The organism is Streptomyces sp. NPDC017225, from assembly GCF_044331465.1.
Lineage (GTDB): Bacteria > Actinomycetota > Actinomycetes > Streptomycetales > Streptomycetaceae > Streptomyces.
In genome coordinates, this window is sequence record NZ_JBIRNE010000001.1 from 147,281 (window position 1) to 171,241 (window position 23,961).

A 23,961-nucleotide genomic window follows, 5' to 3' on the forward strand; every position below is an offset into this window, starting at 1 on the left:
CACTTTCGGAGGTATCCCCATGTCCCGTCGCGACGGTGACGCCCTTCCCCTGACAGCGGCCCAGCGCGAGATCTGGCTCGCCGAGCAGAGCTCCCGCACGCCGATTCCGGGCTACCGCGTCGGCGAGTGCCTGGAGATCCACGGGCCGGTGGACCGGGACCTGTTCGAGACGGCGCTGCGCCTGGCGGTCGACGAGGTCGACGCCCTGCACGTGACCTTCGTCGACGACGGCGACGGCCCGCGCCAGATCCTCCGGGAGAGCTGGGACTGGGCTCCGGCCCACCTCGACCTCAGTGGGGAGCCCGACCCCCGGACGGCGGCCCTGGAATGGATGGAGCGGGACCTCTCGCGCCCGCTGGACCTCGCCCGGGACCCGTTGTTCGGCCACGCGCTGATCAAGGCGGGGCCGACGGAGTACCTCTGGTACCTGAACTACCACCACGTGGTGCTGGACGCGATCAGCGGCTCCATGCTCCGACAGCGCGTCGGCGAGGTGTACTCGGCACTGGCCGAGGGCGGCGCCGTACCCCCCTGCCCGTTCGGTCCGCTGCGGGACCTGGTCGAAAGCGACGTCTCCTACCGCGCCTCCACCGACTTCGCCGCCGACCGCGCCCACTGGACCGAGCGCTACGCCGACCGGCCCGCCCCGACCCGGCTCACCGACACCTCCACGACCGACCCGCACCGCGCCCTGCGGATGGCCGGGGAGCGGGAACTGCGCCGCCCGGACGCCCTGCGGGCGGCGGCGGCACGTTCCGGCGTCCGGTGGTCCCGGCTGCTGGTCGCGGCGACGGCGCTCTACGCCCACCGGCTGACCGGCGACCAGGACGTGGTGCTCGCCCTGCCCGTCACCGCCCGCCGGGGCGCCGACCGCGACCTGACGGCGGTGCCCGGCACGACGTCCAACGTGGTGCCGCTGCGGCTGACGGTGCGGCCGGACATGCCCTGGCGCGAACTCGTCGCCCAATCGGCGCGGGAGGTCGACACGGCCGTCGCGCACGAGCGTTACCGCAGCGAGGACCTGCTGCGGGACCTCGGAGTCCCCGGCGGTATCGGGACGGCGTTCCCGCTCGTCGTCAACATCATGGCCTTCCACTCCCGGCCGAGCTTCGCCGGGCACCCGGCCTCCGTGCACCACTTCGTGTCCGGGTCGACCACCGACCTCGCCGTCTGGTTCTTCGACTACCGGGACGGCAACCCGCCGCTGCTCCGGCTGCACGGCGCGCCGCAGGCGTACGGACCCGGCGACCTCGCCGACCACCAGCGGCGGCTGCTCGCGCTGCTGGACACCCTCGCGGACTGCGACCAGGACGAGCCGGTGGGCCGGATCGAACTGCTCACCGCCGAGGAGCGCCGCGAACTCGCGGTGCTCGGCGCCGGGCCGGTCGCCCCGGCCCCGGCCACGAACCTGCCGGCGCTGTTCCGGGAGCACGTCCGCGCGACCGGGGACCTGGTCGCGCTGGTGTGCGGCGACGTCTCGACGACGTACGCGGAACTGGACGCGCGGACCAACCGGCTGGCGCACGCCCTGATCGCCCGCGGAGCCGGCCCGGAACGGCTGGTCGCGGTGGCCCTGCCGCGCTCGGCGGACCTGGTCGTGGCGATCCTCGCGGTGCTGAAGACCGGGGCGGCGTACGTACCGGTCGACCCCGAGTACCCGGCCGCCCGGATCGCGTACCTGCTCGACGACGCCCGGCCGGTCCTGCTGGTCACGGACTCCCGCAGCGAGGAGAGGCTGCCGGAGACCGGGCCCGTCGACCGGCTGGTGCTCGACGACCCGGAGACGGCCGCCCTGGTGGCCGGCTGCCCGGCGGCCGACCCGATGGTGGCCATCGACCCGCGGCTCCCGGCGTACGTCATCCACACCTCCGGCAGCACCGGACGGCCCAAGGGCGTGCTGCCGACCCACGGCGGCCTGCTCGACCTGTTCACCGACCTCCGGCAGACACACTTCGCGCCGGTGCTGAGGACGCGACGGCGGCTGCGGGTGGCGCTGACCACCTCGGTCTCCTTCGACGCCTCCTGGAACCAGCTGTTCGCCCTGTTCGAGGGGCACGAGCTGCACGTCCTGGAACACGCGACCTGGACCGACCCCGGCGCCCTCGTCGGCTACACGGCGCGCCACGGACTGGACTACCTCGAAGCCACCCCGTCCTACCTCCAGGAGCTCCTCTCGCACGGGCTGCTGAGCGACCCCCGAAGGCGCCCGGCGGTTGTCGGGGCGGGCGGCGAGGCCGTCCCGGAGCGCCTGTGGGAGCAGCTGCGTGCGGCCCGGGGCGTGACCTGCCTCAACCTCTACGGACCGTCCGAATGCACCGTCAACTCCGCGGTCGCGTCGCTGGAGTCGAGCCCGCGCCCGGTGATCGGCAGGCCGGTCGCCAACGCCCGGCTGTACGTGCTCGACGGCGCCCTGCGGCCACTGCCGGCCGGTACGGCCGGTGAGCTGTACATCGCGGGCGCGGGTCTGGCCCGCGGCTACCTGAACCGGCCGGGGCCGACCGCCGCGCGGTTCGTCGCGGACCCCTTCGGGCCGAGCGGGTCGCGGATGTACCGCACCGGGGACCTGGTGCGCTGGGACGCGGCCGGGAACCTGGAGTTCCTCGGCCGCACCGACGACCAGGTCAAGATCCGCGGCTTCCGGATCGAGCTCGGTGAGATCGAGGCCGTTCTCACCGAGCACCCGCAGGTCGCCCGGGCCGCCGTGCTGGTGCGCACCGAGGCCGGACCCCGGCTGGTCGCCTACGCGGTGCCGGAACCCGGCTCCACCGTGACGGACGCCGCCCTGCGCGACCACCTGCGGGACCGGCTGCCCCGGCAGATGGTGCCGACCGCGTACGTACTGCTGGACGCGCTGCCGCTGACCCCCAACGGCAAGCTCGACCGGCGGGCCCTCCCGGCGCCCGAGCGGGAGCCCGCCGCGCCGGGCCGTGCCCCGCGCACCCCGACCGAGCACCTGCTCGCCGGGCTCTTCGCCGAGGTGCTCGGGGTGGCCGGCCCCGGGACGGACGACAACTTCTTCGACCTCGGCGGGCACTCCCTGCTGGCCACCCGGCTGGTCGCCCGGATCCGCTCGATCCTCGGCGTGGAGCTGCGGCTCGGCGACATGTTCGACGCGCCGACGGTGGCGGAACTGGCGGCGGCCGTGGATGTCGCGGGCCGGGCCCGCCCGGCACTGGCCCCGCGCGAACGGCCCGACGCGGTCCCCCTGTCCTTCGCGCAGCGCCGGTTGTGGTTCCTGCACAGCATGGAGGGCCCGAGCGCCACCTACAACATCCCGCTGGCCCTGCGGCTGTCCGGGAACCTCGACCAGCGGGCCCTGGAAGAAGCCCTGGCGGACGTGGTCGAGCGGCACGAGAGCCTGCGCACCGTCTTCCCCGCGATCGACGGCGTGCCCTGCCAGCGGGTACTCGACGCGGCACAGGCCCGGCCTCGGCTGCGGATGACCGAGACCGGCGAACGCGAGCTGCCGGAGCGGCTCGCGCAGGCGGCCCGGTACGGGTTCGACCTCGCCGAGGAAACGCCGCTGCGCGCCGAACTCCTCCGGCTGACGTCCGAGGAGCACGTGCTGCTGCTGGTGGTCCACCACATCGCCGGCGACGGCTGGTCCATGGGGCCACTCTCACGGGACCTCACGACCGCCTACGCGGCCCGAGCCGAGGGCGCGAAGCCGCAGTGGTCGCCGCTGCCGGTCCAGTACGCCGACTACGCCCTCTGGCAGCGGGACCTGCTCGGCGACGGCTCGGACCGAGGCAGCCTCCTGAACAACCAGCTCGCCTACTGGAGTGAGCGGTTGGCCGGGCTCCCCGAGCAGGTGGAGCTGCCGTTCGACCGGCCCCGGCCGGCCGCGATGTCCTACCGGGGCGCCCACCTGCCGGTGCGGATCGACGCCGAACTGCACCAGGGCCTGCGGACGCTCGCCCGCGAGGGCGGGGCCAGCCTCTACATGGTGCTCCAGGCCGGCCTGGCCGCCCTGCTGGGCAAGCTGGGCGCGGGCACCGACGTACCCGTGGGCACACCGATCGCCGGGCGCACCGACGAAGCCGCGGACGAGCTGATCGGCTTCTTCGTCAACACCCTGGTGCTGCGCACCGACCTCTCCGGCGACCCGTCGTTCACCGAACTGCTGGCCAGGGTGCGCACCGACGCGCTGGCCGCGTACGCGCACCAGGACGTGCCCTTCGAGCACCTGGTGGAGGCGCTGAACCCGTCCCGGTCGCTGGCGCACCACCCGCTGTTCCAGACCATGCTCGCGTTGCAGAACGCGCCCCTCGGCACCTTCGACCTGCCCCGGCTGCGGGTCGCGACCGACCTGGTCCACACCGGGACGGCCAAGTGCGACCTGACCTTCGTCCTGGCCGAACAGCCCGGTGAGGACGGCCTGTCGGGCGTGGTGGAGTACAGCACCGACCTGTTCGACGAGCCCACCGTGACCGGGATCGTCGAGCGGTGGCTGCGGCTGCTGCGCGCCGTCGTCGCCGACCCGGGCCGGAGGATCGGGCAGGTGGACGTGCTGTCCGCCGAAGAGCTCCGCGCGCTGCTCCCGGCGCCCACCGACCGGAGCGGGAGGCCCCCGGCGAGCAGCCTGACCGAGCTGTTCGAGCGGCGGGTACGGGCGAACCCGGCCGCCGTCGCCCTCACGGACGGCGAGGTCACCCTGACGTACGGCGAGCTGAACGCCCGCGCGAACCGGCTCGCGCACGCCCTGATCGACCGGGGGGTGGGCCCGGAGCAGCGGGTGGCGCTGGCCCTGCCGCGCTCGGCGGAGCAGGTCGTGGCGGTGCTCGCCGTGCTGAAGGCGGGCGGCGCCTACCTCCCGGTGGACCCGGAGTACCCGGCCGCCCGGATCAGCTACCTGCTCCGGGACGCCAGGCCCGCGCTCCTGGTGACCACGAGCCGGACCGGCGACCTGCCGGGCGCGGACCCGGTGGACCGGCTGCTGCTGGACACCGCCGACCTGGACGCGCTGCCGGACACGGACCCGGAGCTCTCCCCCGACCCGGACCACGCCGCCTACGTCATCTACACCTCCGGCTCCACCGGCGCCCCCAAGGGCGTGGTGGTCACGCACCGGAACGTGGTGCGGCTGTTCGGCGCCACCGAGAAGCTGTTCGGCTTCTCCGCCGAGGACGTCTGGACGCTCTTCCACTCCTACGCCTTCGACTTCTCGGTGTGGGAGCTGTGGGGGCCGCTGCTGCACGGTGGCCGTCTGGTGGTCGTGGACCACGAGACCAGCCGCTCGCCCGGCCGCTTCCTGGAACTCCTCGCCCGCGAACGGGTGACCGTGCTCAACCAGACGCCGTCCGCGTTCTACCAGCTGATGCAGGCGGACGCGGAGTCCCCGGAGACCGGCCGCGCGCTCGCGCTGCGCACCGTGGTGTTCGGCGGTGAGGCGCTGGAGCACGCCCGGCTGGCGAGCTGGTACGAGCGGCACCCGGACGACGCGCCGCGGCTGGTCAACATGTACGGCATCACCGAGACCACGGTGCACGTCACCCACGCGGCGCTCGACCGGGCCGAGACCACCGCCGGTCGGATCGGCGCGGCCCTTCCGCATCTGCGGACGTACGTGCTGGACGCCCACCTGCGCCCGGTCCCCCCGGGCGTGCCCGGCGAGCTGTACGTCGCGGGCGCCGGCCTGGCGCGCGGCTACCTCCACCGGCCCGGCCTGACCGCCGGGCGGTTCGTGGCCGACCCGTTCGGACCGCCGGGATCGCGGATGTACCGCAGCGGCGACGTGGTGCGCCGCGCGGCGGACGGCGGCCTGCGCTACGCCGGCCGCGCCGACCAGCAGGTGAAGGTGCGCGGCTTCCGGATCGAGCTCGGCGAGATCGAGGCCGCGCTGGCCGCGCACCCCGGCGTCGCCCAGGTCGCCGTCCTGGCCCGGCAGGACCGGGCCGACGACACCCGGCTGGTCACGTACCTGGTGCCGGCCGCGGGTGACGCGCCGAGCCCGGCCGACCTGCGCGCGTATCTGCGCGAGCGGTTGCCGCAGTACATGGTGCCGTCGGCGTTCGTCGCGCTGGACGCGCTGCCGCTGACCGCCAACGGAAAGCTCGACCAGCGGGCCCTGCCCGCCGCCGACCTCGCCCCGGCGACCACCGCACGCGCGCCGCGCACCCCGCAGGAGCAGATCCTGTGCGAGCTGTTCGCCGAGGTACTGGGCGTGGCATCGGCCGGCGTCGAGGACGGCTTCTTCGACCTGGGCGGGCACTCGCTGCTGGCCACCCGCCTGGCCGCCCGGATCCGCGCGACGCTCGGTGTGGAAATGCCACTGCGCGCCCTGTTCGAGGCACCCACCCCGGCCGGCCTGGCCGCCGCCCTGGTGGCGGCCGGACCGGCGCAGGCCGCCCTGGCACGGCGCGAGCGCCCCGAGGCGATCCCGCTCTCGTTCGCGCAGCGACGGCTGTGGTTCCTGCACCAACTCGAGGACGCCGGCGCCAACTACCACATCTCCCTGGCCTGGCGGCTGTCCGGCGATCTGGACCGTCGGGCCCTGGAGGCCGCCGTGGCGGACGTGGTGGCCCGGCACGAGAGCCTGCGCACCGTCTTCCCCGCGGTGGACGGCGTGCCGTACCAGCGGGTGCTGGACCTCGTGGCGGCCCGCCCGCGGCTGCTCGTGAGCCGGACGACCGAGGCCGAGCTGCCGGCCGTCATGGCGGAGGCGAAGGCCCGCCGGTTCGACCTGGCGGTCGATGTGCCACTGCGCGCCGCCCTGTTCGAGCTGGCCGACGACGAGCACGTCTTCCAGGTGGTGCTCCACCACATCGCGGGTGACGGCTGGTCGCTGGGCCCGCTCGCGCACGGACTGACCACCGCCTACGCGGCCCGCCGCCGCGGCGAGGAACCGCGGTGGGCCCAGCTGCCGGTCCAGTACGCCGACTACACCCTGTGGCAGCACGAGCTGCTCGGTGACGCGGCCGACGGGGACAGCCTGTTCGCCCGCCAGGCGGCCTACTGGACCCGGCAGCTGGCCGATCTGCCCGAGCGGCTCCAGCTGCCCGGCGACCGGCCCCGCCCGGCGGTCGCCTCGCACCGGGGCGGGTCCGTCCCGGCCGAGCTGGACGCCGAGCTGCACCGCGGGCTGCGCGAGCTCGCCCGCGCACACGGCACCAGTCTGTTCATGGTGCTCCAGGCAGGACTGGCGGTGCTGCTGAGCAAGCTCGGGGCGGGCGACGACATCCCGGTCGGCAGCCCCGTCGCGGGCCGGACCGACCAGGCGCAGGACGAGCTGGTCGGCTACTTCGTCAACACCCTGGTGTTCCGTACCGACACCTCGGGTGATCCCACGTTCGCCGAACTGCTGGGCCGGGTCCGGGAGACCGCGCTGGCCGGGTACGCGCACCAGGACCTTCCCTTCGAGCACCTGGTCGAGGTCCTCAACCCGGTCCGGTCGCTGGCGCACCATCCGCTGTTCCAGGTCATGCTGGTACTGCAGAACGCGCCCCGGGCCGACTTCGCGCCGCCCGGTCTGCGCGTCGGCGACATGCCGTCGAAGACGACCACCGCCAAGCTCGACCTGATCTTCACCATGTCCGAGCGGTACGCGGAGGACGGCTCCCCGGAGGGCATCGACGGGTCCGTCGAGTACACCGGCGACCTGTACGACCCGGCCACCGTCGAGACGATGTTCGGGCGATGGGTCCGGCTGCTGCGCGCCGTGGTCGCCGACCCGCGGTCGCGGCTCAGCCGAGTCGGTCTGCTCACCGACGAGGAGCGCGGTGAGCTGACGACACTGGGCACCGGCCCGGCGGCCCACACCTTCACCGAGAGCCTGCCCGGACTGTTCCGGGCTCAGGTGCGCGCCACCCCGAAGGCCGTCGCGGTGGTGGGGCCCGAAGCCTCGCTGACCTATGCGGAACTGGACGCGCGGGCGAACCGGCTGGCGCACGCGCTGATCGAGCGGGGCGCGGGGCCGGAACGTCTGGTGGCGGTGGCCCTGCCGAGGTCGGCCGAGCTGGTGGTGGCCATCCTCGCGGTGCTGAAGACCGGCGCCGCCTACCTCCCGGTCGACCCGGAGTACCCGGCCGCGCGGATCGCGTACATGCTCGGCGACGCCCGGCCGGTCCTGGGGGTGACCGACGCCCGCACCCGCGGCCGACTGCCTGAGACCGGTCCCGCCGGGTGGCTGGTGACCGACGAGCCGGACACGGCCGCGCTGGTGGCCGGGTGCCCGTCGACGGACCCCGCGGTGGCCATCGATCCGGGGCACCCCGTCTACGTCATCTACACCTCCGGTTCCACCGGCAGGCCCAAGGGTGTGGTGGCGACGCACGGCGGCCTGTCCAACCTGTTCGCCCACCAGTGCCCGCTGGTGTTCCGGACGGGGGAGCGGATGCGGATCGGGCTGACCACGTCCGTGTCGTTCGACGCCTCCTGCGACCAGCTGTTCGCCCTCTACGCCGGCCACGAGCTGCACGTGCTGGACGAGGCGACCTGGACCGATCCGGACGCCTACCTCCGGTACGCCTCGCGGGTCGGACTGCACTCTGTCGGCGGCACCCCGTCCTACCTGCACGTACTCGTGGAACAAGGCCTGTTGGACCATCCGCGGTGGCGTCCCTCGTTCATCGGCCTGGGCGGGGAGACCGTTCCCGAGCGGCTGTGGGAGCGGCTGCGGGCGGCCGACGGGGTGTTCTCCCTGAACTACTACGGGCCGGCCGAGTGCACCGTCGACTCGGTCTGCGCGCCGCTGGAGTCGAGCCCGCGCCAGGTGATCGGCCGACCGCTCGGCGGGGCCCGGCTGCACGTGCTCGACGCCGCGTTGCAGCCGGTGCCCGCGGGTGTGGCCGGTGAGCTGTACATCGCCGGGGCGGGGCTGGCGCGCGGCTACCTGAACCGGCCGGGCCTGACCGCGGAACGCTTCGTGGCCGACCCGTTCGGGCCGGCCGGTACGAGGATGTACCGCACCGGTGACCTGGTGCGGTGGGGACCGGACGGGAATCTGGAGTTCCTCGGCCGTACCGACGACCAGGTCAAGGTCCGGGGCTTCCGGATCGAGCTCGGCGAGATCGAGGCGGCTCTGGCGGAACACCCGCGAATCGCGCGGGCCGCCGTGATCGTCCGGCAGGACCGGGCGGGGGACGCCCGCCTGGTGGCCTACCCGGTGCCCGCCACCGGGGCGGAACTGCGGCCGGAGGACCTGCGGGCGCACCTGCGGGAGCGGCTGCCCGACTACATGGTGCCCGCCGTGTTCGTCCTCCTCGACACCCTGCCGCTGAACGCCAGCGGCAAGCTGGACCGGCGCGCCCTGCCCGAGCCCGAGGCCACCGCGACGCGGTCCGGCCGGGCCCCGCGCACTCCCCAGGAACAGGTGCTGGCGGAGCTGTTCGCCGAGGTGCTGGACCTGCCCCGGGTCGGGGCCGACGACGACTTCTTCGACCTGGGCGGGCACTCCCTGCTCGCCACCCGGCTGGTGGCCCGGGTCCGTGCGGCCCTGGGCGTGGAACTGGCGCTGCGCACCTTGTTCCAGACCCCGACGGTGAGCGGGCTGGCCGCCGCGCTGGGTGACGCCGACCGGGCCCGGCTCGCCCTGGGGCGGGTGGAGCGGCCCGAGCTGGTGCCGCTGTCGTCCGCCCAGCACAGGCTCTGGTTCCTGCGCCAGATGGAGGACGCCGTCTCGGTCTACAACATGCCGCTCGCCTGGCGGCTGACGGGCCCGCTGGACCGGGCGGCCCTGGAGGCGGCGCTGGGCGATGTCGTGGGCCGGCACGAGACCCTGCGCACTGTCTTCCCGGCCGTGGACGGCGTGCCCCACCAGCGGGTGCTGGACGTCGCACAGGCACGCCCGAGGCCGGCGGTCACCCCGGCCGACGAGAAGGCCCTGCCGGAACTGCTGACGGAGGCCGCGGCGCGGGGATTCGACCTCGCGGACGAACCACCGCTGCGCGTCGAGGTGTTCGAGATCTCGGCGGACGAGCACGTGCTGCTCCTGGTGATGCACCACATCGCCGGTGACGGCTGGTCGCTGGGCCCGCTGGCCGCGGACCTGGCCACCGCGTACGAGGCACGCCGCCAGGGCGAGGAGCCGCGGTGGAACCCGTTGCCCGTGCAGTACGCCGACTACACCCTGTGGCAGCGCGAGCTGCTCGGCGATCCGGCCGACCCGGACAGCCTGTTCGCCCGCCAGCAGGCCTACTGGACCGAGCGGCTGGCGAACCTGCCGGAGCAGATCCGGCTCCCCGCCGACCGCCCGCGACCCGCGGCCCCCTCCTGCTCCGGTGGCCATTTCGCGATCGAACTGGACGCCGAACTGCACGCCGGTCTGGTCCGCCTGGGCCGGGAGCACGGCGCCAGCGTGTACATGGTGCTGCAGGCCGCGTTGACGGCGCTGCTGGACAAGCTCGGCGCGGGAGAGGACATCCCGGTGGGCGGCCTGATCGCCGGCCGGACCGACCAGGCCCTGGACGACCTCGTCGGGTTCTTCGTCAACACCCTGGTGCTCCGGACGGACACCAGTGGTGACCCGACCTTCGCCGAGCTGCTGGGCCGGGTCCGCGAGGGCGCGCTGGCCGCGTACGCGCACCAGGACCTGCCGTTCGAGCACGTGGTCGAGGCACTCAACCCGTCCCGGTCGCTCGCCCGTCAGCCGCTGTTCCAGGTGGCTCTCGCGCTGCAGAACGTGCCCCGCACCGAGTTCGCCCTGAGCGGCCTGGACGCCGAGATCCTCCTCGTGCGGACGCCGACGGCGATGTTCGACCTCGGCTTCCACCTGCTGGAACGCGGCGGCACCGGCGGACCGGCCGAGGGCATCGTCGGACGGGTCGAGTACAGCACCGACCTCTTCGACCCCGCCACGGTGGAGGCACTGGCCGCCCGGTGGCTGCGCCTGCTGGCGTCGGCGGTCGCCGACCCGGACCGGCCGCTGAGCCGGATCGACGTCCTCACCCCCGAGGAGCGCCACGAGCTGCTGGTCGTACGCAACGACACCGCCCGCCCGGCTCACGAGGCCGCCCTGCCCGCTCTCTTCGCGGCGCAGGTACGGTCGACCCCCGAGGCGCCGGCGGTGGTGTTCGAGGACACCGTGCTGACCTACCGGGAGCTGGACCGCAGGGCCAACCGCCTGGCGCACGCGCTGATCGCGCGCGGGGCGGGGCCGGAGCAGGTCGTGGCCCTGCGGCTGCCGCGCTCCGCCGAGCTGGTGATCGCCGTCCTGGCGGTCCTCAAGACGGGCGCGGCGTACCTCCCGGTCGACCCGGAGTACCCGGCCGCCCGTATCGCGTACATGCTGGAGGACGCCCGGCCGGCCGTGGTGCTCGACGACCTCGCGGCCGTCACACCGGACGGGGAACTGCCCGAGCACGATCCGGCCGTCCCCGTGGACGCGCGCCATCCGGCCTACGTCATCTACACCTCGGGTTCCACCGGCAGGCCCAAGGCCGTGGTGATGCCCGCCGCCGGGCTGCTGAACCTGCTGACGTGGCACCACGGGTCCGTCGGTGGCGAACCCGGCACACGTACCGCGCAGTTCACCGCGATCAGCTTCGACGTCTCGGTGCAGGAGACGCTCTCCGCGCTGCTGTACGGCAAGACCCTGGTGGTGCCGACCGAGGAGCAGCGGCGCAGTGCCGAACTGTTCGCCCACTGGCTGGACCGGCACGGGGTCGAGGAGCTGTTCGCCCCCAACCTGGTGGTCGAGGCGCTGGCCGAGGCCGCCGAGGAGGCCGGTCTCGAGCTGCCGGAGCTGCGGCTGATCGCGCAGGCCGGCGAGGCGATGCGCCTCGGCGGTGTCGTACGCCGCTTCCGGAGCAGGCGGCCCGGCCGGGAGCTGCACAACCACTACGGCCCCGCCGAGACCCATGTGATCACCGCCTACCGGCTGCCGGCGGACCCCGCCGACTGCCCGCTGCCGGTACCGATCGGCCGGCCGATCGCCAACTGCCGCGCCTACGTGCTGGATCCGGCCCTGCGGCCGGTCGCCCCCGGCGTCCTGGGTGAGCTGTACCTCGCCGGGGCGGGCCTCGCCCGCGGCTACCTGAACCGGCCCGGGCTCACCGCCACGCGGTTCGTCGCCGACCCCCACGGCCCGGCCGGCACCCTGATGTACCGCACCGGTGACCTGGTCCGCTGGCGCGCGGACGGCGAGCTGGAGTTCGCGGGCCGGGTGGACCACCAGGTGAAGGTCCGCGGCTTCCGGGTCGAGCCGGGCGAGATCGAGGCCGAGCTGGCCGCGCACCCGGGGCTCGCACAGGTCGCGGTGCTCGCCCGTGAGGACCGGATCGTCGCCTACGCGGTCCCCCTGGCCGGGGCCCGGATCACCGTGGCGGAGCTGGCGGCGTACCTGCGTGAGCGGGTGCCGGACCACCTGGTGCCGTCCGCGTTCGTGCTGCTGGACGTGTTGCCGCTGACGCCGAACGGGAAGCTGGACCGGGCGGCGCTGCCCGTGCCCGAGCCGGGTACGGCCACCGGCGGCCGGGCGCCGCGCACGCCGCAGGAGCAGATCCTGTGCGAGCTGTTCGCCGAGGTGCTGGGCGTGGCCCGGGTCGGGGTCGACGACGGCTTCTTCGAGCTGGGCGGGCATTCCCTGCTCGCCACCCGGCTGGTCTCGCGGGTCCGGGCGACCCTCGGCGTCGAGCTGGAACTGCGTTCCCTCTTCCGCACCCCGACACCCGCCCAACTGGCCGCCGGGCTGCACGACGCCGGCACCGCGCGGCAGGCACTGGTACCCAGGCCCCGCACCGAACCGATGCCGCTGTCGTTCGCCCAGCGCCGGCTCTGGTTCCTCCAGCAGTTCGGGGCGCCGAGCGCCACCTACCACATGCCGCTCGCCCTGCGCCTGTCCGGTCACCTCGACCGGGCCGCGCTGAGCACCGCGCTGTCCGACGTGGTGGCCCGGCACGAGACGCTGCGCACGGTCTTCCCGCACACCGCCGGAATCCCGCGCCAGCGGGTGGTGGACGCCACCGAGGGCCCTGTCCCGCTGACCGTACGCGCGGCGGACGAGGCGGAGGTGCCCGCCCTGCTGCGCGAGGCGGCGGTACGGGCGTTCGACCTGACCTCCGAAGTGCCGCTGCGGGCGGAGCTGTTCGCGCTCGCGCCGGACGAGCACGTGCTGCTGCTGGTCATGCACCACATCGTCGGGGACGGCTGGTCCATGGGCCCCCTGGCCCGTGACCTGGCGACCGCCTACACCACCCGGCGGGGCGGCGGGGCGCCGGCCTGGCCGCCGCTGCCGGTGACGTACGGCGACTACACCCTGTGGCAACACGAGATCCTCGGCGACGAGCACGACACGGACAGCCTGTTCGCCCGCCAGGTCGCCTACTGGAAGGAGGCGCTGGCCGGGCTGCCCGAGCAGGTGCGGCTGCCCGCCGACCGGCCGCGTCCGGCCACCATGTCGTACGGCGGGGACCTGCTGGAGGTCCGGATCGACGCCGCACTGCACGCGGCACTGGTGGAGGTGGCGCGCCGCTCGGGAGCGACCCTGTTCATGGTGCTCCAGGCCGCGCTCGCCGCGCTGTACACGCGGCTGGGCGCGGGCACGGACATCCCGATCGGGAGTCCGGTCGCGGGGCGTACCGACGAGGCGCTGGACGAGCTGGTCGGGTTCTTCATCAACACGCTGGTGCTGCGCACCGACACGAGCGGGGACCCGAGCTTCACCGAGTTGCTGGGGCGGGTGCGGGAGACGGCGCTGTCGGCGTACGCGCACCAGGACGTGCCGTTCGAGCACCTGGTGGAGGCGCTGAACCCGTCCCGGTCACTGTCCCACCACCCGCTGTTCCAGACCGGCCTCGTCGTGCAGAACGCGCCGGGCGGCGACTTCGAGCTGCCGGGGCTGACGGTCTCCGGCGTTCCCGTGCTCACCGGGACCGCGCGGCTCGACCTGACCTTCGGGTTCGCGGAGGAGCACGGGCCGGACGGCAGGCCGGCCGGGCTCAGCGGTGCGGTCGAGTACAGCACCGACCTGTTCGACCGCTCGACCGTCGAGGCACTGGTCGCCCGGTGGACAAGGCTGCTGGCCGCTGCCGCCGCCGCGCCCGACCAGCCGATCGGCGGGATCGACCTGCTGTCCGCCGAGGAGCGCCGCGAGTTGCTGCCCGCCCCCGAGGGTGAGACGGCCGGGGCGAGCGTGACGGAGCTGTTCGCGGCGCGGGTGGCGGCGGTACCGGACGCGGTCGCGCTGGTGAGTGGCGACGTCGAGTTGACGTATCGGCGGCTGAACGCCCGCGCGAACCGGTTCGCGCACGCGCTGATCGCCCGGGGCGTCGGCCCGGAGCAGGTCGTGGCGGTGGCGTTGCCGCGTTCGGTGGAGTCGGTGGTGGCGGTCCTGGGGGTGCTGAAGGCCGGGGCCGCGTACCTGCCGGTGGACCCGGCGTACCCGGCGGCACGGATCGCGTTCATGCTGGACGACGCGCGGCCGGCCGTGGTGGTCGACGATCCGGCGCTGGTGGCAGAGGCTTCCGGCCTGCCGGAGACCGATCCCGGTGTCGTGGTGGACGCCCGGCATCCGGCCTACGTGATCTACACCTCGGGGTCGACGGGCCGGCCCAAGGGCGTCGTGGTGAGCCACACCGGCGTGTCGTGCCTGGTGGCGGCGCAGGCCGACCGGCTCGGCGTGGCCCCGGGCAGCCGGGTCCTCCAGTTCGCCTCGCCCAGCTTCGACGCGTCCTTCTGGGACCTGTGCGGTGCCGTGCTCACCGGCGCCGCCCTCGTCCTGGCCCCGTCCGAGACGCCACTGGAGGCCCTGACGGACCGCCGGCTCGACATCACCCACGTGACGCTTCCGCCCTCGGCCCTGGCCGCCGTGGAGAGCGCCGACCTCACGGCCGGCACCCTGGTGGTCGCGGGAGAGGCCTGCGCGCCGGAACTGGTGGCGCGGTGGGCACCGGGCAGGCGGATGATCAACGCGTACGGGCCGACGGAGACGACGGTGTGCGCGACCATGAGCGATCCACTGTCCCCGGGGACCGGTGCACCGCCCATCGGCCGGCCGGTCGCGGGCTTTCGGGTGTACGTCCTCGACGAGCGGCTGCGCATCGTCCCGCCGGGGGTGGCCGGGGAGCTGTACGTCGCCGGCCCGGGCCTGGCGCGCGGGTACCTGAACCGGCCCGCTCTGACGGCCGGGCGGTTCGTCGCCTGCCCGTTCGGCCCGGCGGGTGCGCGGATGTACCGCACCGGAGACGTGGTGCGCCGCCGGACCGACGGCGAGCTGGAGTACGTCGGCCGTAGCGACGACCAGGTGAAGGTGCGCGGCTTCCGCGTCGAACTCGGCGAGGTCGAGGCGGCGCTGGCCGAGCACCCGGGCGTCGCCCGGGCCGCCGTGCTCGCCCGGGACGACCGGCTCATCGGCTACGTCTCGGCCCGTCCCGATGCCGCCGTCCGCCCCGCGGAGCTGGCGGCGTACCTGCGGGACCGGCTGCCCGACTACCTGGTGCCGTCCGCGTTCGTGCTGCTGGACGTGTTGCCGCTGACGCCGAACGGGAAGCTGGACCGGGCGGCGCTGCCCGTGCCCGAGCCGGGTGCGGCCACCGGCGGCCGGGCGCCGCGCACGCCGCAGGAGCAGATCCTGTGCGAGCTGTTCGCCGAGGTGCTGGGCGTGCCCCGGGTCGGGGCCGACGAGGACTTCTTCGAGCTGGGCGGGCATTCCCTGCTCGCCACCCGGCTGGCCGCGCGGGTCCGCTCGGTGCTCGGTGTGGAGCTGGGGCTGCGCGCGCTGTTCCAGGCGCCCACCGTGGAGGGCCTGACCGAGGCGCTGACCGAGGCCGGCCGCGCCCGCCCGGCGCTGACCACGCGCGCGCGGCCTCAGGCGGTGCCGCTGTCCTTCGCCCAGCGCCGCCTGTGGTTCCTGCACCGCATGGACGGTGCCGCCGCGACCTACCACATCCCACTGGCACTCCGGTTGACGGGAAGGCTCGACCGGACGGCACTCGACGAGGCACTGGCCGACGTGGTCACCCGGCACGAGAGCCTGCGGACGGTCTTCCCGGAGGTCGACGGCGTACCCCGGCAGACCGTCCTCGACCCGGCCGAGGCCCGGCCCCGGGCGCGGCTCATCGACGTGTCGGAGGCCGGACTGCCCGAGCGGCTGGCCGAGTCCGCTCGACAGCCGTTCGACCTGGAGGCCGAAGCGCCCCTGCGGGCGGAGCTGTTCGCCCTGGCACCGGACGCGCACGTACTGCTGCTGGTGATGCACCACATCGCCGGTGACGGCTGGTCGACCGGCCCGCTGGCACGCGACCTGGCCGAGGCGTACGCCGCCCGGTGCGAAGGCCGCGCCCCGCACTGGGCGGCCCTGCCGGTGCAGTACGCGGACTACACGCTGTGGCAGCGCGACCTGCTCGGCGACGCCGCCGACCGCGGGAGCCGGTTCGCCGAGCAGCTCGACTACTGGAAGGGGCAGCTGTCCGACCTGCCGGAGCTGCTCCGGCTGCCCACCGACCGGCCGAGGCCGGCCGTGGCCGGATGGCGCGGCGACCACGTCGGCCTGGAGCTGAGCCCCGAACTGCACGCTTCCGTACTGGATTTGGCCCGCAGGTCCGGCACGAGCCTGTTCATGGTGCTCCAGGCGGCGTTGGCGGCGCTGTACACGCGGCTGGGCGCGGGGACGGACATCGCGATCGGGAGTCCGGTCGCGGGGCGTACCGACGAGGCGCTGGACGAGCTGGTCGGGTTCTTCGTGAACACGCTGGTGCTGCGCACCGACACGAGCGGGGACCCGAGCTTCACCGAGTTGCTGGGGCGGGTGCGGGAGACGGCGCTGTCGGCGTACGCGCACCAGGACGTGCCGTTCGAGCACCTGGTGGAGGTCCTGAACCCGTCCCGGTCACTGTCCCACCACCCCCTGTTCCAGACGATCCTGGCCGTGCAGAACGCTCCGATGGGCCGGTTCTCCCTGCCGGGCCTGGACGTCGCCACCTACGCGGTGGACACCAAGTCGGCCAAGTTCGACCTCGGCGTGAGCCTCGTCGAGCAGTTCGGTTCCGACGGCAGCCCGGCGGGGATCGTCGGCGCGGTCGAGTACGCCACCGAACTGTTCGACCGCTCGACGGTCGCGGCGCTCGCCGGGCGCTGGACGCGCCTCCTGGAGGCGGTCACCGCCGACCCGGACCGGGAGATCGGACGGATCGATCTCCTCGACGCCGACGAACGGCACCGTCTGCTGGAGCGGGGCAACGAGACCGCCCGGGAGGTGGCGGCCGTCCCGGTGCCGCAGGCGTTCGCGGCCCAGGTGGCGGCGACACCCGACACGGTCGCACTGGTGCGCGGCGACGACGCGTTGACGTACCGGCAGCTGAACGCCCGCGCGAACCGGTTCGCGCACGCGCTGATCGCCCGGGGCGTCGGCCCGGAGCAGACCGTGGCCGTGGCCCTGCCCCGCTCGGTGGAGTCCGTGGTGGCCGTCCTGGGCGTGCTGAAGGCCGGAGCCGCCTACCTGCCCGTGGATCCGGCGTACCCGCGGGCGCGGATCGACTACATGCTGGCGGACGCCCGGCCGGCACTGATGGTCGACGACCCGGCGCTGGTGACCGAGGTGACCGCATGGCCCGAGACCGACCCCGTGGTCGCCCTCGACGTCCGGCATCCGGCCTACGTGATCTACACCTCGGGCTCGACCGGCCGGCCCAAGGGCGTCGTCGTCGGCCACGGCGGCGTCGCCAGCCTGGTCGCCGCACAGATCGAGCGCTTCGCGATCGAACCCGACAGCCGGGTACTCCAGTTCGCCTCGCCCAGCTTCGACGCCTCGGTGTCGGAGATCTTCACCGCCCTGCTGCGCGGCGCGGCCCTGGTGCTGCCCTCGACGGCCGGCCCCGTCGCCGCGCTGACCGACCGGGACCTCGCGGTCACCCACGTGACCGTGCCGCCGTCCGTCCTCGCCGCCGTGCCGGAGGACTCGGTACAGGTGTCGACGCTGGTGGTGGCGGGTGAGGCGTGCCCGCCGGAGCTGGTGGACCGCTGGGCGTCCGGACGCCGGATGGTCAACGCGTACGGTCCGACCGAGACCACCGTGTGCGCGACGATGAGCGACCCGCTGTCGCCGGGAACGGGCGTGCCGCCGATCGGCCGTCCGATCGCCAACGCCCGGGTGTATGTCCTGGACGAGCGGCTGCGACCGGTGCCACCGGGCGTGGCGGGGGAGCTGTACGTCGCGGGCGCGGGACTGGCACGCGGCTACCTGGACCGGCCGGGCCTGACGGCCGCACGGTTCGTCGCCTGCCCGTTCGGGTCCGGTGAGCGCATGTACCGCACCGGAGACCTGGTGCGCTGGCTGGGAGACGGGCAACTGGAATACGTCGGCCGCGCCGACGACCAGGTGAAGGTGCGCGGCTTCCGGATCGAGCCCGGCGAGGTCGAGGCGGCCCTGGCCGAGCACCCCGCCGTGGCCCGGGCCGCCGTCCTCGCCCAGGACGACCGGCTCGTCGGCTACGTCGTCCCGCAGCAGGACGAGGACCGCGACAGTGGCCTGGAAACGGACCACGTGGGCGAGTGGCGGAACATCTACGACGCCCTGCCCATCACCCCCGAGGGAGCCGGCTTCGGCCAGAACTTCATCGGCTGGAACAGCAGCTACGACGCGAGCCCGATCCCCGTCGAGCAGATGCGGGAATGGCGGGACGCCACCGTGGCCCGCATCCTGGCCCTGCGCCCCCGCCGGGTACTGGAGGTCGGCGTCGGAACCGGACTGCTGCTCTCGCGGATCGCACCGCACTGCGAGACCTACTGGGCGACGGACTTCTCCGCCACGGCGATCGACGCGCTGACCGCACAGGTGGCCCGCCAGGCCGGCCTGGCCGAGCGTGTCCTGCTGCGGACCCGCCCGGCGCACGACACCGACGGCCTGCCGGCCGGGCACTTCGACACGATCGTGATCAACTCGGTGGTGCAGTACTTCCCGTCCGCCGACTACCTCGCGGACGTGATCGAAAAGCTGATGCGGCTGCTCGCGCCCGGCGGCACACTCTTCGTCGGCGACATCCGCAACCTGCGGCTGCTGCGCCCGCTGGCCACCGCGGTCCAGCTGCACCGGACCGGCGCCGACGGCGATCTCGCGGCGGTGCGCCGCGCGGTGGAGCAGGCCGTCAGGGTGGAGAAGGAACTCCTGGTCGACCCGGACTTCTTCACCGTCCTGCGGGAGCGCGGTACGGACATCGGAGCGGTGACCGTGGAGGTCAAGCGCGGCCGCCACCACAACGAACTCACCCGACACCGCTACGACGTGACGCTGCACAAGCGGCCGCTCACTCCGGCGGTTCCCAGCCGGCCCGTCGAGCTGGCGTGGGGGCGGCAGGTCACCGGACTGGACGAACTGCGTGAGCGGCTGGCCCGGCCGCGCGCGGACCTGCTGCGGATCACCGGGGTGCCGAACCGCCGTGTGGTGCGCGAGTCCGCCCTGGCCCGCGCCGTACAGAACGGCGACGACTCGCTCACCGAGCTGCTGGAGCGGCTGCACGGCCCGGAGGAGAGCGAACTTCCCGACCCGGAGGACTTCCAGGCCCTCGGGCTGGAGTTCGACCGCTGGGTCGGCGTCACCTGGTCGGCCACCGCGGACGACGCCGTGGACGTCGTCTTCGCCGACCCGCGGGCGCGTCACGGCTCCCCGGTCGAGCCGTACCGGTCGGCCCTCGCCACCGGCACGCCGCTGTCGGCGCTGACCAACCGCCCGACCGGCAGCCGGGGCACCGGCGCCCTCATCGGCGAACTCCGCGCATGGCTGCGCGGGCGACTGCCCGACTACCTGGTCCCGTCGGCGTTCGTGGCGCTGGAGACGCTGCCGCTGACCACCAGTGGCAAGCTCGACCGCCGCGCACTGCCCGCGCCCGGCCTCGGCCCGGCCGGAGCCGGTCGGGCGCCGCGCACCCCGCAGGAACAGCTCCTCGCCGAACTGTTCGCCGAGGTGCTGGGCCTCGCCCAGGTCGGCGTCGAGGACAGCTTCTTCGATCTGGGCGGACACTCACTCCTGGCCACCCGCCTCGCCTCCCGCGTCCGGGCGGCCCTCGGCGCGGAGCTGGAAGTGCGGACGCTGTTCGAGGCACCGACGGTGGCCGGACTGGCGGCCCGCCTCGACGGTTCCGGCACGGCGCGGCCCGCGCTGACCGCCCGGCCGCGCCCCGAACACGTGGAGCTGTCCTTCGCCCAGCGCCGCCTGTGGTTCCTGCACCGGATGGACGGGCCGAGCGCCACCTACAACATGCCGCTCGCGCTGAGCCTGACCGGCGAACTCGACCGCCCGGCCCTGCACGCCGCGCTCGCGGACGTCATCGCCCGGCACGAGAGCCTGCGGACGGTCTTCCGCGAGACGGACGGCGTCCCGTACCAGGTCGTACTGAGCGCCGAGCAGGCGTATCCGGAACTGCCGGTGATCGAGCTCGACGAGGGCGGACTGGCCGAGCGCCTGGCCCGGACCGCACGGCTGGGCTTCGACCTGGCGGCTCAGCCGCCCGTCCGGGCCGAGCTGTACGCGCTCGCGCCCGACCGGCACGTGCTGCTGGTCGTCGTGCACCACATCGCCGCCGACGGCTGGTCCATGGGACCGCTCTCCGGCGACCTCGCGGCCGCCTACACGGCACGTCGCCGTGGCGAGGGCCCGCAGTGGTCCCCGCTGCCGGTGCAGTACGCCGACTACACGTGCTGGCAACGCGACCTGCTCGGCGACACCACCGACCCGGACAGCCTCTTCGCCCGGCAACTGGCCTACTGGAGGGACGAACTGGCGGGCATCCCGCAGCAGGTACCACTGCCCGCCGACCGGCCCCGGCCGCCGGTCGCCACCCAGCGGGGCAGCCGCGTCGTGGTCGCGCTCGACGCGGAACTGCACCAGGCACTGCGCGACCTGGCCGCCGCTCGCGGCGCCAGCATGTTCATGGTGCTCCAGGCCGGCCTCGCCGCGCTGCTCACCAGGCTCGGCGCCGGCACCGACATCCCGATCGGCAGCCCGATCGCCGGCCGCACCGACCAGGCGCTGGACGAACTCGTCGGCTTCTTCGTCAACACCCTGGTACTGCGCACCGACACGAGCGGCGATCCCGGCTTCGCCGAACTGCTCGACCAGGTGCGGCAGAAGGCGCTCGCCGCGTACGACCACCAGGACGTGCCGTTCGAGTACCTGGTCGAGGTGGTCAACCCGGCCCGTTCACTGTCGCACCACCCGCTGTTCCAGGTCATGCTCGCCCTGCAGAACGCGCCGGTGGGCGAGTTCGCGCTGCCGGGCCTGTCGACCGGCCACCTGGAGGCGTCGACCGGGACCTCGCGGGTCGACCTGACCTTCAGCCTGGCCGAGCGGTTCCGTGCGGACGGCGGCCCCGACGGCCTGGTCGGCGCGGTGGAGTACGCCACCGACCTGTTCGACCCGGACACCGTGGAGCTGCTGTTCGCCCGCTGGGCACGGCTGCTGCACGCGGCGGCCGCCGACCCCGGCCGCCCGATCAGCCACATCGACATCCTGTCGCACGAGGAACGCGGCCGTCTGCTGTCCGCGTCCACCGGCACCGCCGCCGAGCTGCCCGAGGCCGCCCTGCCGGAGCTGTTCACCCGCCAGGTGCGCGCCACCCCGGACGCGGTGGCCGTGGTGGCGGGCGGGGCCGAGCTGACCTACCGGGAACTCGACCAGCGGTCCAACCGTCTCGCGCGGGCACTGATCCGCCAGGGCGTACGAGCGGAGACACCGGTCGCGGTACTGCTGGACCGCTCGGCGGACCTGGTCGTGGCGCTCGTGGCGATCACCAAGGCGGGCGGCGCCTATGTGCCCCTCGACTCGCGCTTCCCGCAGACCCGGATCGACCTGATCCTCCAGGAGGCCGGGGCCGGCCTGGTCCTCACCGAGGACGTACTGACCGCGCTGACCGAGGGGGAAACCGACTCGTCCGGCGTCGAAGCGCATTGCGGTCAGCGGCAGTTGGCGTACGTGATGTACACCTCCGGCTCGACCGGCCGGCCGAAGGGCGTGGCCGTCACCCACCGGGACGTCGTGGGCCTCGCGCTCACCCCCGAATGGCACGGCGGCGGACACGCGCGGGTGCTCATGCACTCCCCGACCGCCTTCGACCTCTCGACCTACGAGCTGTGGGTGCCGCTGCTGAGCGGTGGCACGGTTGTGGTCGCACCACCCGAGCGGCTCGACCTGGATCTGCTGCAGCACACGATCAGCACGCACGGAGTGACCGGACTGTGGCTGACGGCCGGCCTGTTCCGCCTGGTCGCCGAGGAACGGCCGGACCTGCTCGCGGGGGTCCGAGAGGTGTGGACCGGCGGTGACGTGGTCTCCCCGGCCGCCGTCGCCCGCGTACTGGAAGCCTGCCCCGGCATCGAGGTGGTCAACGGCTACGGGCCCACCGAGGCGACGACCCTGGCCACCTGCCACCCGGTGCACGACCTCCCCGAGCACGCCGCGACCGTGCCGATCGGCGGGCCGATGGCGAACATGCGCGCCTACGTGCTCGACGACCACCTGAGGCCGGCGCCCACGGGCCTGGTCGGCGAGCTGTACCTCGCGGGGACGGGCGTGGCCCGGGGCTACCTCGGCCGGCCCGGCCTGACGGCGGAGCGCTTCACCGCCGACCCGTACGGGCCGCCCGGAAGCCGCATGTACCGCACCGGCGACCTGGCACGGTGGGCGGCCGACGGCACACTGGACTTCGCCGGCCGGACCGACCACCAGGTCAAGCTCCGCGGCCTGCGCATCGAGCCCGGAGAGATCGAGGCGATCCTCGCGAGCTCCCCGGGCGTCGCACAGGCGGCCGTCGTCGCACGCGAGGACCGGCCCGGCGACAAGCGCCTCGTCGCCTACCTGGTACCCGCGCCCGAGGGCGTGCCCGAGGCGGGCGAGCTCTCGGGGCGCCTGCGCCGCGAACTGCCCGACTACATGGTGCCGTCGGCCTTCGTCGTCCTGGACACGCTGCCGTTGACCGCCAACGGCAAGCTGGACCGGGCCGCCCTGCCCGCCCCCGAGTACGGGGCGACGGGCGCCGGACGCGGCCCCCGGACGCCGCGGGAGCAACTGCTGTGCGACCTCTTCGCCGAGGTCCTCGGCCGGGAGCAGGTGCGCATCGACGACAACTTCTTCGACCTGGGCGGGCACTCGCTGCTCGCCGCCCGCCTGGCCTCCCGCGTCCGCGAGACGCTCGGCCTGGAGCTGGGCCTGCGCATGCTGTTCGAGGCGCCGACCGTGGCCGGTCTCACCGAGCGCCTGGTCATGGACGACCCCGCCGACGCGCTGGACGTGGTGCTGCCGCTGCGGTCCACCGGCACCGGCACGCCGCTGTTCTGCGTCCACCCCGGCGGCGGCATCAGCTGGTCGTACAGCGGACTGCTGAACCACATCGGCCCCCAGCACCCGGTCTACGCGATCCAGGCGCGCGGCCTCGGCCGCCCCGAACCCCTGCCGACGTCCTTCGAGGAGATGGCGGCGGACTACGCCGACCAGATCCGCGAGATCCAGCCCCAGGGCCCGTACCTGCTGCTCGGCTGGTCAGCCGGCGGGCTGATCGCCCACGCGCTCGCCTGCGAGCTCCAGGCGCGCGGCGAACGGACCGCGCTGCTGGCCATCCTCGACGCCTACCCGGTGAAGGACGTGCGGTTCGAGGAGACGCCCGTGCCCACCGAGCGAGACGTACTCGTCGGTGTGCTCGACGTGGACCCGGACGAACTGGGCGACCGGGAGCTGACCTACGCCGAGGTCGCCGAGGTCCTGAACCGGCGGGGCAGCGCGCTGCAGGGCCTGACGGAGCAGCAGATCGAGGTCATCGTCCACATCATGATCAACAACGCGAAGCTGGCGGTCGACTTCGTCCCCGGCGAGTTCGACGGCGACCTGCTGCTGTTCAACTCGACCATCGACCGCGGCGGGGACGACGCCGGACCCGAGACCTGGCGCCCCTACCTCACGGGCCGCGTCGAGTCGCACGAGATCACCACCCGGCACAACAAGATGACCGAATCCGGCTCGCTGGCCCAGATCGGACCGATCCTGGCCGCCCGCCTGGCCGAGACCACCGGTGACACCACCCTTTCCCTCCAGGAGGACTGACC

Annotated in this window: 1 protein-coding gene; it reads left to right on the forward strand. The window is 74.1% G+C overall.

The features are described from left to right. The first annotated feature begins 19 nt into the window (after positions 1-19). Positions 20-23,959, forward strand: a complete 23,940-nt coding sequence (locus tag ACH4NX_RS00585; protein WP_398127233.1) for a non-ribosomal peptide synthase/polyketide synthase — start codon at positions 20-22, stop codon at positions 23,957-23,959. Positions 23,960-23,961: the final 2 nt, after the last annotated feature.